The sequence below is a fragment of the Novosphingobium aureum genome (genome assembly GCF_015865035.1).
GTDB classification, from domain to species: Bacteria; Pseudomonadota; Alphaproteobacteria; order Sphingomonadales; family Sphingomonadaceae; genus Novosphingobium; species Novosphingobium aureum.
This window is the reverse complement of record NZ_JADZGI010000001.1, coordinates 1,639,897-1,654,363: the sequence shown is the minus strand read 5'-3', so window position 1 is coordinate 1,654,363 and position 14,467 is coordinate 1,639,897. Positions and strand designations below refer to the sequence as shown.

The following is a 14,467-nucleotide window of genomic DNA, read 5'->3' as shown; positions in this document are numbered from 1 at the left end:
CCAACTGCTGCGTTCCCCGAGTCCATGACGCAAACACGCCCCCGCCCGCAAGTCCTCCCGGACGATCGTCTCCCGTCCCGACCGAGCGCACCGAGTGCCAACGCCCGGCGTCTCTACCTGATCGCCGCCGTCCTGTGCTGGGCAGGCTTCGTGACGGTCGCGTGGATGGTGCTGAGCGGGCGCTCGACGAGCCTCGACCAGGCTGGCCTCCTGTTCTGGCGAGACAGCGACCTCAGGCCCATCGGGCCGCCGCGCCTGCTCGAGGCGGTGCGCGACGTCACCGCGCTGGGCGGCACGCTGCTGCGCAACCTCTTCGCGCTCGGTGCCGTGGTCGCGCTGGTGTTCATGCACATGCGCCGCGAGGCCGCCCTGCTCGGCCTCACCGTCGCGGGCGGGCTTGTCGTCAATGCCGTGCTCAAGGTGCTGGTCGGGCGGGACCGGCCTGAAATCACGCTTCACCTCACCGAAGCGGGCGGGGCCAGCTTTCCCAGCGGGCACAGCTTCGGATCGGCGGTCGTCTATATGTCCATCGCGCTGGCGTTCAGCATGTTCGCGCGGCGCCGCAAGGTGCGCGCGACGATCATCGCCAGCGCCGTGGCGGTGACCTTCGCGGTCGCGTGGAGCCGGGTCTGGCTGGGCGTGCATTGGCCGACCGACGCCACCGCCGGCTGGCTGGGCGGCATGGCCTGGACCTTTTCCGCTGCCGCACTGCTGCAAGGATCGGCCGACCGGGCCGCGCACTACCTGCCCGAGGACATTACCCCCGAGGGCAGCCGGGGTTAGCCAGCGGCATCTTCGCCCAGGCCTGGAAGCTGGAAATCACGCGCGCCCCCGAAAAGCGCGCATCGGCGAACTTGACCGTCGCTTCGCAGCGACCTCGCTCTACCCGTGCGAATGGAAGCTGCGACCAGGCGAGGAAGTCCTCGACTTCGGGCGTGGCATGCGCCGCCGCGCGCACCAGCGATTCATCCATGCGATCCGGGAAAGGCGTCTCGGTGAGCGTGATACGCGATGCATCGCGCAAGGGATCGAAGCTGCCGTAGCGCAGGACGCCGTTTTCGCGCCAGTAGACCTCGCGCTGCCAGAAGGCGAGCGGGCGCGGAGAGGCGAATACCCGGTCGGGGCGCTGTGTCGCGGCTGCAGCCTGCGTCCCAGCCGCAAGTCCGGGGTAGCCCCCGGCACGCGCCGCCTGCCATGCGAGGCTCGAGATGGCGATGTTGACGCCGATGAACGCGATCACGCCTACGAGTGCCGCGATCGCCGGACGTATCGCAGAGCCGGTCCCCCGCTTTGCGCGCCGCCGCGAAAGCCACAGCCCTGCCCCCAGCATCGCGTAGAGCCAGGGCGAGATGATGAAGAGGCCGTCGCTGTGGAACCATCGCTCGCTCGCCGGCGACATCAGCTGCACCGCATAGGTATTCTGCAAGTCGAGCAGCGGATGCGTCAGCGCACCGAGATAGCACAGCACGAGGAGCCAGACCGGACGCATCTCGAGCCCGCTCTTGAACTGCGCCCCGCGGCCCACCTGCCAGCGATCGAGCACCCAGAGCAATCCTGCAAGCAATGGCGGCATGACCAGCACGCCGCCCACCAGCCCATGCGTGAAACCGCGATGCATCGCCAGCGGTGCCCAGGGCGCCCAGCCGAAGAACACGTCGATGTCGGGCATGTTGGCGGCCAGCACACAGGCTGCGAGTCCCTTGCGCGAACGGCGCTTGAGCCCGGTCTCGGCAAGCGCCCAGCCGACCAGACTATGGGTGATGTTATCCATGAGGTTCCGTTACTTGGCGCAGCCAGTTCGCGCTGCGTGTCGTCGCTCAGGCTTATTGCGTGTGCGAGGAGACTACGCAAGCGCACCATGGTTTCACTGACGATGCCTCCAAGGCCCGGGCGGGCGGCTCAGGGTACCGCTCGGCGCGCCCCTAGGGTTGTGTCCGCCACACCACAGGGACCGGCAAACATCCGCAGAGCAGGAATCGCCCCGGTCGCCGGTCGCTTTTTCCTTGCAAGCCTTGCGATCATTGCGGATGCAGCCCGGCGATGACTGATTATTCTCAACTCCCCTATCGCCCCTGCGTGGGCGTCATGCTGGTCAATTCCGACGGCAAGGTCTTCGTCGGCAAGCGGATCGACAACCGCGAAGGCGATTTCTGGCAGATGCCGCAGGGCGGCGTCGACGACGGCGAGGACCTCAAGGCAGCCGCGCTGCGCGAACTCTGGGAAGAGACCGGCGTCGGCGAGGACAAGGTTTCGGTTCTCTCGCGCACCCGCGAGGAAGTGCTCTACGACCTGCCCGACGAACTGCTCGGAAAGCTGTGGAAGGGCAAGTTTCGCGGCCAGCGCCAGCACTGGTTCTTCGCCCGGTTCGAAGGCACCGAGGCCGACATCGACCTCGAAGCGCACCAGCCGCCCGAATTCTGCGAGTGGAAGTGGATCGATGCCGACCTGCTTCCCGAGCTGATCGTACCCTTCAAGAAGCGCGTCTACCGCTCGGTGCTCGAGGAGTTCCGTGAGCTCATCTGAGCCTTCGGCATTCGAGCGCAGCACACGCGCATACGAAAAAGGGGCGGGCCTTGCGGGCCGCCCCTTTTTCGTATGCGCGAGAAACCCGGCCTCAGTTCTCGGAAGGCTCGGGCTTGGCGCCGGTCACTTCGGCCTTGGCGCTCTTGGCAATCTCGGTGGGTCCGCGTGCAATGGCGCCGGAAAGTTCAGCGGTCTGGGGGCACTGCTTGCCACATAGCGTCTCGAGACGGGCGAGGTTGCGGCCCGCCTTGTCGAGTGCGCCCTTCTCGGCCAGTGCCACGCCCTCGCCCGCAATCGCGGAAAGGTTGCGCGGATCGGCCTCGAGCGCGACGCGGTAGTAATGTAGCGACTTGCCGGTGAGCCCCTGGCGACGTTCGGCATCGGCCAGCGCGACGAGGACCGCAGCGCTGCCCGGCTCGACCGTCAGCGCGGCCTCGTAGGCGCCGATGGCCGCATCGAGATCGCCTGCACTCACCGCAGCACTGCCCTGCGCCATCAACGCGCTGGCACGCGGATCGCTGACCTGCGAGGCCTGCGAGTACCCGATGCTCGAGGTCAGCGCGGCAAGCAGTGAAAGGGCAACGGCGGCAGGCGTGTAGCGCATCAAGAAGTCCTTGGCAGAGGTCTGTGTCCCCGACATGGCGGTAAGGCTATCACAGCCGTTCGAAGCGCGCGACGAAAAAGCCGTCGGTGCCGTCATGCCAGGGCGAGAGCCGGGTCCCGGCCCCGCGCGCGGTTCCGGCAGCCAGTTCGAGCGCCTGCGCCTGCCAGCCGGGATTGCGCGAAAGGAAGCTCTCGGCCTGCGCGGCGCCCTCTTCGTCGAGTAGCGAGCAGGTCACGAAGACCAGCCGTCCGCCCGGGCGCACCAGCGTTGCCGCAAGGTCGAGCAGGCGCGCCTGCGTCGCCGCATAGCGATCCAACTGCGCGGGTGTCAGGCGCCAGCGCGCCTCGGGATTGCGCCGCCAGGTGCCGGTGCCCGAGCAAGGCGCATCGACCAGCACCGCGTCCGCCCTGCCCTGCCAGGGCCCGAGCGCCTCGGCCTCGCGTCCGGGATTGAGCAGCACCGTCTCGATCGGCAGCGTCGCGGCGCGCGCGGCGCGCGGAGCAAGGCGCGAAAGGCGCGGCCTGTCGGTATCGCAGGCGACGAGCGTGCCGGTGTTCTCCATCGCCGCAGCCAGGGTGAGCGTCTTGCCACCCGCGCCTGCGCACAGGTCGATCACCGTCTCGCCGGGCCGCGCGGCAAGCGCCTCGCAGGTGAGCTGCGAGCCGGTGTCCTGCACCTCGATCAGTCCGCGCTCGTAGGCCGGGGTCTGCTCGATCCGGGTCTCGGGCGGATAGCGCCAGCCGTTCGCGGCCTGCGTGGGTTCGGCGCCCTCGGGAAGGTCGTCCACAGACCCGCGCAAGGGATTGAGCCGCACATCGAGCGGCGCGCGCTCGAGCAGGTGCGCCGCGTCCTCCTCTGCGACACCGCTGGCGGCGAGCCGCTCCACCAGCCAGAACGGCGCGACGCCCGCCTTCGCGACGGGTTCCTCGGGAGCGATGGGCTGCGGGGCATGGCGGCCACCGTCGAACAACGCCGCGAGCTCTCCATCGTCCCTCGCCACTCGCAGCATCGCCGCGCGCCCGTCAGCGGGGATCTCGCCGCAGGTGCGGATCGCGCGATAGGCAAGCTCGCGTACTGCGCGCCGGTCCTTGCTCCCGGCAAAGCGGCGCGTGCGGAACCAGTCCGAGATCAGCCGGTCGGCGGGCGCGCCATTGCCGCGCGCGGCCTCGATTACCAGATCGAGAACCTCGATCGCGGCCTGAACACGGGCGGATGGGGTCATCGCGTCATCTCCGCCGCCTCACGCCGCAGCCGGGCCGGGCAAACCCGATCAGCGCGTCGGGTAATTGGGTGCCTCACGGGTGATGGTCACGTCGTGGACATGGCTCTCGCGCAGGCCCGCATTGGTGATGCGCACGAATTCGGAGTTCTTGCGCAGGTCGTCGATGGTCGCCGAACCGGTGTAGCCCATCGCCGCCTTGATGCCACCGACGAGCTGGTGGATGACGTCCTTGGCCGGGCCCTTGAAGGCGACCTGGCCCTCGATGCCCTCGGGCACGAGCTTCATCTGGTCCTTGATGTCGCCCTGGAAGTAGCGGTCGGCCGAACCACGGCCCATCGCGCCCACCGAACCCATGCCGCGGTACGACTTGTAGGCGCGGCCCTGGTAGAGGAAGGTCTCGCCCGGCGCTTCTGCGGTGCCTGCCAGCATCGAGCCGACCATGACGGTCGAGGCACCGGCGGCAAGCGCCTTGGCGGCATCGCCCGAAGTGCGCAGGCCGCCGTCGGCGATCACCGGCACGCCGAGCTTCTCGGCTTCCTCGGCAGCGTCCATGACCGCAGTGAGCTGCGGCACGCCGACGCCCGCGACGATGCGGGTGGTGCAGATCGAACCCGGACCGATGCCGACCTTGAGGCAGTCCGCGCCCGCACCCGCGAGCGCCTTGGCGGCCTCGCCGGTGGCGATGTTGCCGGCGATGACCTGCGCTGCGCTGTTGAGCTTCTTGACCCGCTCGACCGCGAGCGCGACGTCCTTGTTGTGGCCGTGCGCGGTGTCGATGACGATCACGTCGCACTCAGCATCGAGCAGCGCCTCGGTGCGTGCGAAGCCCTTGTCGCCCACGGTGCTGGCGGCCGCGACGCGCAGGCGGCCGGCGCCGTCCTTGGTGGCGTCGGGATAAGTGACCGCCTTCTCGATGTCCTTGACGGTGATCAGGCCCACGCAGCGGAAGCTGTCGTCGACGACGAGCAGCTTCTCGATCCGGCGCTGGTGCAGCAGGCGGCGCGCCTCGTCCTGGCCGACGCCTTCCTTGACTGTGGCGAGGTTCTCGTGGGTCATCAGCTCGCGCACGGGCTGGTTGGCATTGTCGGCAAAGCGCACGTCGCGGTTGGTGAGGATACCGACGAGCTTGCCCGAACCCTCGACCACCGGAATGCCGCTGATGCGGTTCGCGGCCATGAGGGCCTGCGCCTCGCCGAGCGTCGCATCGGGCGCGATCGTGATCGGATTGACGACCATGCCGCTCTCGTAGCGCTTGACCGCCCGCACGGCCGCGCACTGTTCCTCGATTGTGAGGTTGCGGTGAAGCACACCGATACCGCCCAGCTGCGCCATGACGATGGCCATGTCGGCCTCGGTCACGGTGTCCATTGCGGACGAGATGACGGGGATGTTGAGGCCGATCTCACGCGTCAGTCGCGTGCGGGTATCTGCCTGGGTTGGAACAATATCGGACTTTGCCGGACGAAGCAGGACGTCGTCGAAAGTGAGTCCGAGCTTGATTTCCATTTTGCGCCACCATGCCTTGTGCGGGGAGATTCGTGGCGGCCCATGTAAACAAGAGCCCTGCAAAGGGCTAGAGGGAACTGGGCATTATTGGCCAGCTTCGCCAAGGAAATCCCCAAGGCCTCGTCACGACGCCATGCGCGCATCGGCGCGGAGCTATTCGCCCGGTGCCTGCGGAGTGCGGCGCAGGTCTGCAAACCAGCGCCCGAGTGCGGTCAGCAGCTTGATGTCCTCGACCTCGCCGCCCAGTTCCAGCTTACGCGTCGCATCGTCGCTAGGCCGATGGTAGTCGCCCTCGAAAAAGGCGCGGATACGTTCGATCTCACCGTAGGCGGTGGTGACCATGACGGCGGGAATATCGTGCTGGAGCAAGGCCCAGCCATCCTGCCGGCGAACGTATTCGTTGGCCTCGTCGTCATCGCGCAGGCGAAAGCCCTCCTTCTTGGCAACGGTCGCGATCGCTTCGTCAAGGCCGGTCATTCCGCGCCCGACGATGGCAAAGGGCGTGCCGCGCGGGGCAATCGCGTTGGAGTCGATATTGAAGGCAGCGACGATCTGGTCGAGCGGCAGCGGCGGATTCTCGGCAAAGGCATGGGCACCGAGCAGGCCCAGCTCCTCGGCGCTGGTCGATAGAAAGTAGACGTCGCGATCGAGCTGCGAGCCCTTCGCCAGCCGCCGTGCGATCTCGGTAAGCGCGGCAACGCCACTGGCATTGTCGATCGCTCCGTTGCACACCGTGTCCTCGGCCGGTGCCTCCGCGCAGGTTCCGAAATGGTCCCAGTGCGCCAGGAACAGCACCGCACCCGCCTCGGGATGGCGCCCGGGCAGCTTGCCGATCAGGTTGTGGGTATGGATCGTCCTGGCGCGCGTGGTCGCCTCGAGCGTCGCTTCGATGTCCAGCGCGAGCGGCCTGAAATCGTCGCGCCCGGCCTGGGCGACAAGCCCGGCGAGCGTGGTCCCGGTCCCTGCCAGCAAGGCATCCATCGATTCGGGGGAGATGAAGGCCTCGAGATCGCCGCCGACCGAGTCCTCGCTCAGTGCATAGCCCGAGCGCAGTCGCCGCGCCTCGATGCCCTCGATCGTGCGCTCACCGTCGAGCACGGTAAGCACCGCTGCCGCACCCATCGCCAGCAGCGCGCTCTGGCGTTGCGAGGTGGCCCCCTGCCCTTCGTCGGCGCCTTCGCCGCCCGTGCCATCGCCGGAAGCGAGTTCGCTGTCGGCAACAGCCTCGCTGGCGGAATCGAGCAGCACCGCGACGCGCCCGGCCAGTTCGTTGCGGGTAAGCTCGCCCATGTCGCCGCGCCCGACGAAGAGCAGCGGCGCGCTGCGTACCATCGCGCGCTTGCCGGAGGTCAGGACGAGGATCTCGGCGGGCTCGATCGGCTTGCCTCTTGCGCCGCGAACGAACTGGGCGCTCGAGCTCGCCGGTTCACGCGCGACCAGCGAGACAGGCGCGAACCATTCGTGGCCGGGATCATTGGTGCCCGAGACCAGCCCGATGTCGAACCACTGCTTGCCGAGATAGCGCAGGGTCGCGGCCTCGCCGTCGGTCCCCGGCTCGCGTCCGCCGAATTCGTCGCTGGCGAGAATCTCGATATGCTGGCGCAGGCGGCTTTCGAGCTCGCGATCGCCGCGCCGCGATGCGGCATGGCCGTTACCCGGCAGCACCGCCAGCGCTGCCAGCGCGATGAGCGCGGCCCGGCCCGCAGCGCGGCCCAGCCGCCTGCTGCCTGCCCTGTCCTTCAGCGATCCCGAACCTGCAACGTCACCAACCATCATCGGGAGCGATCTATAAGCAGGATTTTCGCCGAGCGGTTGTAAAATCTGTCGCCGACACGACAGCTGGCCGCGACGGGTTGCATCGAGGCAACGAACCTGAGCCGCGAGCGTTGTCGTGCGGCGATGCAATGGCTCCAGATTTGATTTGCGCCCCTAGCTTCGCAGCCTAGTATCGCTTGCCTCACTTGCCGGAAAGGGACCTCGCCCCATGCGCCTCAACCGTTTCGACCCGAGCAACATCCGCGTGAGGCGCGGCGGCAGTGGCGGAGGATTTCCCGGCGGGGGCGGGGGCAAGCTGGGCTGCGGCTCGCTGCTCGTGGTGGTGATCGCAGCGCTGGTGTTCGGGGTCGATCCGGCGCAGATGCTCGGCACGATCGAGAACACCCAGCAGCAGCTGCCCGGTCAGCAGACCCCGCAGGCAGAGACGCGCGATGCCGAACAGGTCTGCGGCGAGAATGCCTATTCGATGGAGGCGTGCAATGCGCTCGCCTCGCTCAACCAGACCTGGCAACCGCTATTCCAGCAGGCGAACATTCCGTTCGAGCAGCCACTGCTCACGTTTTTCTCGGGCAGCACGTCATCGGGCTGCGGCCGCGCGCAGAGCGCGATGGGGCCGTTCTACTGTCCCGCCGACGAAGGCATCTACATCGACACCGCCTTCTACGACCAGCTCTCGCGCCAGCTCGGCGCAGGCGGAGATTTCGCGCGCTACTACGTGATCGCGCACGAGTACGGCCATCACGTCCAGAAGCTGACCGGGGTCGAGCAGCAGGTGCGCGCAGCCCAGCAGCGCAATCCCGGCCAGGCCAATGCGCTGCAGGTCAAGATGGAGCTGCAGGCCGACTGCTATGCCGGCGTCTGGGCCGGCAAGAACGGCAACCAGATCGAGCCGGGCGACATGGAGGAAGGCATGACCGCCGCAAGCGCGATCGGCGATGATACGCTCATGCGCAATGCCGGCCGCTCGGTGCAGCCAGAGGCCTTCACCCACGGCACCAGTGCCCAGCGCATGCAATGGCTCAAGCGCGGCATCGAGACCGGGAACGAGGATGCCTGCGACACGTTCAACTGAGCATTCCAGACAAGGGTCGCAAGATGGCCGGGAGCAGGACAAGCCCTGCCCCACGGCTAGGAAACGGAGAATGCAAGGTGCGTAGTGTCAGCAAGGTGAGCCTGGGAACCATCGTGGGAGGGCTCGCCCTGGCTGCGGCATCACCTGTCCTTGCGCAGAGCGATGACGCGACCCTTCGCGGCGGCGACCAGAACGTGGTCGACGTGGCCAAGACGCCGGTTACCGACCTCAACCTCGACAAGAAGGAAATCCCCCAGGTCCTGATCGACGCCACGGTCCAGCCCTACGACATGACCGGCATCGGGACCTGCCAGCAGATCCGCGGCAAGGTGCTCGAGCTGGCGCAGTACATCGGACCCGATCTCGATCTCCCGCAGGAAGAGCGCGATCGCATCAGCGCACTGACCGTCGCCAAGTGGTTCGTCACCTCGTTCATCCCGTTCCGCGGCCTCATCCGCGAGATTTCGGGCGCGAACGACCATGAGAAGAAGGTTCAGGCAGCGATCCAGGCAGGCATCGCGCGGCGCGCCTTTCTGAAAGGTATCGGATCGACGAAGAAGTGCAGCTATCCGGCAGCCCCCGCCACCGAAGCCGACGTGAAGCGGATCATGGCCGAACTCGACAAGCGCGAGGCCGATGGCAAGGACGGCGACAAGAAGGCGGGCAAGGACAAGGACACCGAGCAGTCCTCCACCCGTGAACCGGCGCAGGAACGCACGAGCAAGGGCGTGCCGATCGTCAACCAGCCGGTCGTCCAGGAAATCCCCTGAGCGGCAGCCCTCACTGAGAAACACGCCTGAAACCAAGATATGAAAAAGGCGCAAGGTCAGAGAGCCTTGCGCCTTTTTCGTTTCGGGCATGCACTCGCCTGCGCGGGCATTTGCCGAGAGGCAGAAGCCTAGTCGCGCGCGATCTCGCGGCGGGCCTCTGCGATCTCGCGGTCGAGGTCGGCGAGCACTTCGGCGCGCACCTTGGCATCCATGCCTTGCTGAGCGGCTATCCCGGCCCTTGCCCCCTGCAGCGCAGAGAGCGCGTAATGGGCCGTATGTTCGGGCGCTCCTGTGCATACCACGACATGCACCTTGTCCTTGCCCGCCTTGTGCGTGTCGGCAGGACAACGGCTGTCGATCACCATCTCGCGCGAGACCGTCTGCGCGCCTTCGGCATTCTTGTGCATGATGCGAATGGTCTGCACCTTGCCGTCCTCGGACACGAATTCCTGCACCTGCGGCGCATGCGAGAGCGCCATTTCGACCATGCGCTCGATCTCCTTCGCGCTGAAACCGGCCTCGCGGGCAAGCTTCTCGGCATGGCGCGCGTGCTGTTCGGCGGCGCGGGCACTGTCTTCGAGCGTCTCGATCCGCATCACCTTGACCCGGGCATTCCCGGCCACGGGCGGAGCAGGCGGCGTTGGCGGCGCAGGCGGGGCCGGAGGCTGCGAAACAGCGTCAGCGACGGGAGCAACGGGAGCGGGAGGCGCGGGCGGTGCGGCAGGCGCTTGCGGTGCGGCTGCGGGCGCAGGCGGCATCGGCGCTTCGGGCGGCTCGGGGATCGCTGCGGGCTCGGGCGCCTCCAGTTCGCCGGCTTCGAGCGCGGCGTAACTGACGGTCGCGGTCATCGGCACAGAGACGATCGCCATTGCGAACAGACTGCGCGCGGCCACCTTGCGCCAGGGCGCGATATCGCCTTGCCGCAATGCCTTGAGGCGCTGGATGATCGGCTTGTCGCCGGAGAGGCCCCCGGCCATCGGTGCGCCCAGCGTGAGTTGACCATTGCCTGCGAACGACGCGATGAGCTGTCCGTAGCGGGCACGCTGATCGCGCCCGCAGCCTGCCACCACCCGCGCGTCGCAGGCCGCCTCCTGATCGGAGCGCATCGCGCGCCATGCGGCCCAGCCTAGCGGGTTGAACCAGTGCAGCGCGAAAAGCGGCTGCATCGCCATGATGATCAGCAGATCGCTACCGGCGTGGTGCTCCAGTTCGTGCGCCACGGCGAAGTCGGAGCTTTCCGAATCGGCGCTCGCGAGGAAACCGAGCGGCAGCGCGACGACCTTGTCGAACACGCCGAAGGCCAGAGGCGCACCTGCCAGCGGGCTCTCGACGATGCGCACCTTGCCCGCGAGCGCGACGGGCCGCGCATCGGCAAGTATCTGGCGACGCATCATCTGGTAATTCCAGGTACGCCAGGTGAGGAACACCAGCGCCCCGACAAGCCACACAGCCAGCATCGCCATGCTCCACGAGATCTGCGCGAACAGATCGGCAGCACCGTGCGACGTCACTGCCGGTTCGATCCGCGCCGCCACATTCGCGAAGGGCACCGCGGCTGTCTCGGCGCTCGAAACTGCGGCAGGCGTCGTGACCGGGGCAACCTCGCCCGCGCTGGCGCTGGTCTGTTCCACCCCCAGCTGAAGGCGCGAGAGCCAGTGCGTGGGGGCGAGCGCGGCAGGCAAGGCCAGCGGCGGCATAACCAGCCGCACCAGCGGCAGCAGCCACAGCGCATAGGCCGCCTGCGAGCCGAACCAGCGCGCCACCGGACGGCGCACGAGAAGGACCAGCGCCATCAGCGCGCCGGTCATGACAAGCGTATCGGTAAGCCAATCGATCATGACTTGAGCTCCTGAAGTAGGGCCTCGATTTCGGCGATGTCGTCTTCACTCAGCGCCTCGCTTTGCGCGAGATGCGCGAAGAGCGGCGCGGCGCGGCCTCCGAAGAGGCGGTCGACCAGGCGACGGCTTTCGGTGCCGACATAGTCGGACCGGGCGATCGCCGGGGAATAGAGGAAGCGCTTGCCCTCGCGCGTGGTGGTCAGCGCCTGCTTGGTGACGAGCCGCGCGAGCAGGGTCTTGACCGTCGGCAGGCTCCAGCCGCGTGCCTCGCACACTTGCGCGCAGACATCCTGCGCCGACTGTGGCGCGCGCTCCCAAAGGACCTCCATGACCGCGTGCTCGGCCTCGGAAATGCGTTCTGGCTGTTCTTGTTTTTGTGCCACGGGCGACTCCATTGTCTACACACGTAATCGACTACGCCTGTAGACACATGGCTGTCAACGCGGCCGCAGCGCTACCGATGTCGTTCGCAGAGCCAGCGATGTCGTTCGTCGAGCGTGCGCTCAGCGGTGCGAGGACTTGCGCAGGGCGAGCGACAGAAGGATCAGGAACACCCCGCGCACTGCAAAGCTGACCGCAAGGATGACCGCGAGAATGGCGATGCCGCCCGCCGGAGAAGAAAACAGCAGGACCAGGCCAAGCACCACGTCGAGCGCCCCCATGAACAGTCGCCAGCCCCGGTCCTCCCGGACCTTGATCGCCCAGCCGATCTGCAGGACACCCGCGATCGCCAGCCAGGCTCCCATCGCCCAGACCAGCGAGAGCGCGCCGGCCACCGGGTTGAACAGCGCAAAGCCGCCCGCGAGCAGCGCCAGAACGCCAAGCCCGATCTCGATCCAGCGCGCCCTGCCCGAAAGCGAGGTCGCCCCCGCCATCAGGGCTGCCAAGCCATAGAGCACCAGCACGATGCCAAGGATGATCCCGGTCGCGACGCCTGCTGCGACCGGCCTTGCAAGGACGACCACGCCGAGCACGAGCAGCAACACGCCATAAGCAAGGACCCAGCCCCAGCCCTTCCCCGGTGCCTGTCGCAGCGCATCGACCAGCGGATCGTGCTCGATATCGGGGCTCAGGACGGGATCGACCCGGTCACCTTGCATGGCTTTTTCCTCCGTCAGCTCCAGCTCACTCGCCTCGGTGCCCGTTTTCGAGCGGCGCGGGCATTGGGGAAAACACGCAGGAGGCATGGGAAGTTGCCACGGAAGGCGGCAATTCGCGCCTTTCTGCCCTGAAAAAGAAAAGACCGCCGACAAGCACAAGGGCTCGTCGGCGGTCTTCGCTATCTCGCTGTTCAGGCGCGAACCCGGCACAATGCCGGGGCGCCATGACGCTGCCTTAGTACACGCGCTTCTTGGGCTTGATATACTCGACGTCGTCAGTGAGCGTGTATTCGTGGACCGGACGGTAGTCGAGGCGAACCTCGCCGCCCTTGCCGCCCCAGCCGTTGAACCAGGCCGCGGTGTGCTTCATCCACTCGGCATCGTTGCGGTCGGGGAAGTCCTCGTGCGCGTGGGCGCCGCGGCTTTCCTCGCGCGCGTGGGCGCCGTGCAGGGTGACGGTCGCCGCACCGATGAGGTTGTCCAGCTCCATCGTCTCGACGAGGTCGGAGTTCCAGATCAGGCCGCGGTCCGAAACCTTGATGTCCTGCATCTTCTTGTAGGTCTCGGCCATGGCGGCCTTGCCCTCGGCCATGAGCTCCGCGGTGCGGAACACGGCGGCGTGAGCCGACATGTTCTGCTGCATTTCCTTGCGGATCTCCGCCGTGGGCGTGTTGCCGTTGGCGTAGCGGAAGTGGTCGAGACGGCTGAGCGCGAGGTCCGCCGAGTCCTTGGGAAGCTCGGGCTGCGCCGCACCGGCCTTGACCGTTTCCTTGAGGCGGTGACCGGTCGCACGGCCGAACACAACGAGGTCGGTCAGCGAGTTCGAGCCCAGGCGGTTCGCCCCATGGACCGACACGCAGGCCGCTTCACCCACCGCGAACAGGCCCGGGACAACCGTCTCGGGGTTGCCGTCGGCACCGATCGTCATGACCTCCCCGTGGTAGTTCGTGGGAATGCCGCCCATGTTGTAGTGGACGGTGGGAACGACCGGCAGCGGCTGACGGGTGAGGTCGACGCCCGCGAAGATCTTGCCCGACTCGGTGATGCCCGGGAGGCGCTGTGCCAGCACCTTGGGGTCGATGTGGTCGAGGTGCAGGTAGATGTGGTCCTTGTTCGGGCCCACGCCGCGACCTTCGCGGATTTCCAGCGCCATCGAACGCGAGACGACGTCGCGCGAGGCGAGGTCCTTGGCCGAGGGAGCATAGCGCTCCATGAAGCGCTCGCCCTCGGAGTTGGTGAGGTAGCCGCCCTCGCCGCGCGCGCCTTCGGTGATGAGCACGCCCGCACCGTAGATGCCGGTGGGGTGGAACTGCACGAACTCCATGTCCTGGAGCGGCAGCCCTGCGCGCAGGACCATGCCTGCGCCGTCGCCGGTGCAGGTGTGCGCCGAAGTGGCGGTGAAGTAGCTGCGGCCATAACCGCCGGTCGCCAGCACCACGGCCTGCGAACGGAAGCGGTGGATCGAGCCGTCATCGAGGCACAGCGCGATCACGCCGACGCACTTGCCACCGTCCATGATGAGGTCGATGGCGAAGTATTCGATGAAGAAGTCCGCCGCGTACTTCAGCGACTGCTGGTACAGCGTGTGCAGCATGGCGTGACCGGTACGGTCGGCCGCGGCGCAGGTGCGCTGCACCGGCGGGCCGTCGCCCATGTTCTGCATGTGGCCGCCGAACGGACGCTGGTAGATCGTGCCGTCCTCGTTGCGGCTGAAGGGCATGCCGGCATGCTCCAGCTCGAGGATCGCGTCGGGCGCTTCGCGCACCATGTACTCGATCGCGTCCTGGTCGCCCAGCCAGTCCGACCCCTTGACGGTGTCGTACATGTGCCAGGTCCAGTGGTCGGGCGTGTTGTTCTTGAGGCTGGCCGCGATGCCGCCCTGTGCCGCAACGGTGTGCGAGCGCGTCGGGAACACCTTGGTGATGCAGGCGGTCTTGAGACCCGCTTCTGCCGACCCCATCGTGGCGCGAAGGCCCGAGCCACCGGCGCCGACGACGACGGTGTCATACATGTGGTCGATGATCTTGTAGGCGGGCCCAGTCGATTCTTGGGTCAT

The 14,467-nt window shown here is 67.3% G+C and carries 13 protein-coding genes; 4 read left to right on the top strand and 9 right to left on the bottom strand.

Annotation, left to right across the window (positions count from 1 at the left end; translation table 11 throughout):
- Positions 1–24: 24 nt before the first annotated feature.
- Complete coding sequence (locus I5E68_RS07810) at positions 25–783, top strand: phosphatase PAP2 family protein (protein ID WP_197162670.1); 759 nt, start codon at positions 25–27, stop codon at positions 781–783.
- On the opposite strand, the gene I5E68_RS07805 is transcribed toward I5E68_RS07810, so the two are convergent.
- The gene (locus tag I5E68_RS07805; protein WP_197162668.1) at positions 758–1,771 is read right to left on the bottom strand and encodes a metal-dependent hydrolase; all 1,014 of its coding nucleotides are present in this window, start codon (positions 1,769–1,771) and stop codon (positions 758–760) included. The genes I5E68_RS07810 and I5E68_RS07805 overlap by 26 nt on opposite strands.
- Positions 1,772–2,040: 269 nt before the next feature.
- Here I5E68_RS07805 and I5E68_RS07800 point away from each other — a divergent pair, with 269 nt between their 5' ends.
- On the top strand, positions 2,041–2,523 hold the full coding sequence (locus I5E68_RS07800; protein ID WP_197162666.1) for an RNA pyrophosphohydrolase: 483 nt from the start codon (positions 2,041–2,043) through the stop codon (positions 2,521–2,523).
- A gap of 91 nt (positions 2,524–2,614) precedes the next feature.
- On the opposite strand, the gene I5E68_RS07795 is transcribed toward I5E68_RS07800, so the two are convergent.
- The 4 genes from I5E68_RS07795 to I5E68_RS07780 form a co-directional block, all read right to left on the bottom strand.
- On the bottom strand, positions 2,615–3,127 hold the full coding sequence (locus tag I5E68_RS07795; protein ID WP_228726880.1) for a tetratricopeptide repeat protein: 513 nt from the start codon (positions 3,125–3,127) through the stop codon (positions 2,615–2,617).
- Positions 3,128–3,176: 49 nt separating this feature from the next.
- Positions 3,177–4,349, bottom strand: coding sequence for an RsmB/NOP family class I SAM-dependent RNA methyltransferase (locus tag I5E68_RS07790; RefSeq protein ID WP_197162662.1), 1,173 nt, complete (start codon positions 4,347–4,349; stop codon positions 3,177–3,179).
- A 48-nt stretch (positions 4,350–4,397) separates the two neighbouring features.
- Positions 4,398–5,855, bottom strand: coding sequence for an IMP dehydrogenase (gene guaB / locus I5E68_RS07785; protein ID WP_197162659.1), 1,458 nt, complete (start codon positions 5,853–5,855; stop codon positions 4,398–4,400).
- A gap of 153 nt (positions 5,856–6,008) precedes the next feature.
- Entirely contained in the window at positions 6,009–7,631 is a 1,623-nt protein-coding gene (locus tag I5E68_RS07780; RefSeq protein WP_197162658.1) for a M28 family peptidase, read from the bottom strand.
- 208 nt (positions 7,632–7,839) lie between these two features.
- Between I5E68_RS07780 and ypfJ the strand changes: the two genes are divergently transcribed.
- On the top strand, positions 7,840–8,703 hold the full coding sequence (gene ypfJ, locus I5E68_RS07775) for a KPN_02809 family neutral zinc metallopeptidase (protein WP_197162657.1): 864 nt from the start codon (positions 7,840–7,842) through the stop codon (positions 8,701–8,703).
- 77 nt (positions 8,704–8,780) lie between these two features.
- Entirely contained in the window at positions 8,781–9,473 is a 693-nt protein-coding gene (locus I5E68_RS07770; RefSeq protein WP_323982119.1) for a hypothetical protein, read from the top strand.
- A 128-nt stretch (positions 9,474–9,601) separates the two neighbouring features.
- Here the strand turns inward: I5E68_RS07770 and I5E68_RS07765 are convergent, their stop codons facing one another.
- From I5E68_RS07765 to sdhA, 4 genes are all read right to left on the bottom strand, one after another.
- The gene (locus I5E68_RS07765) at positions 9,602–11,311 is read right to left on the bottom strand and encodes a M56 family metallopeptidase (protein ID WP_197162656.1); all 1,710 of its coding nucleotides are present in this window, start codon (positions 11,309–11,311) and stop codon (positions 9,602–9,604) included.
- The gene (locus I5E68_RS07760) at positions 11,308–11,706 is read right to left on the bottom strand and encodes a BlaI/MecI/CopY family transcriptional regulator (protein WP_197162655.1); all 399 of its coding nucleotides are present in this window, start codon (positions 11,704–11,706) and stop codon (positions 11,308–11,310) included. The genes I5E68_RS07765 and I5E68_RS07760 overlap by 4 nt, the downstream gene beginning before the upstream one ends.
- 108 nt (positions 11,707–11,814) lie before the next feature.
- Positions 11,815–12,411 (bottom strand): HdeD family acid-resistance protein, encoded by a 597-nt coding sequence (locus I5E68_RS07755; protein ID WP_197162654.1) that lies wholly within the window; start codon positions 12,409–12,411, stop codon positions 11,815–11,817.
- Between the two features lie 235 nt (positions 12,412–12,646).
- Positions 12,647–14,467 (bottom strand): succinate dehydrogenase flavoprotein subunit, encoded by a 1,821-nt coding sequence (gene sdhA / locus I5E68_RS07750; RefSeq protein WP_197162653.1) that lies wholly within the window; start codon positions 14,465–14,467, stop codon positions 12,647–12,649.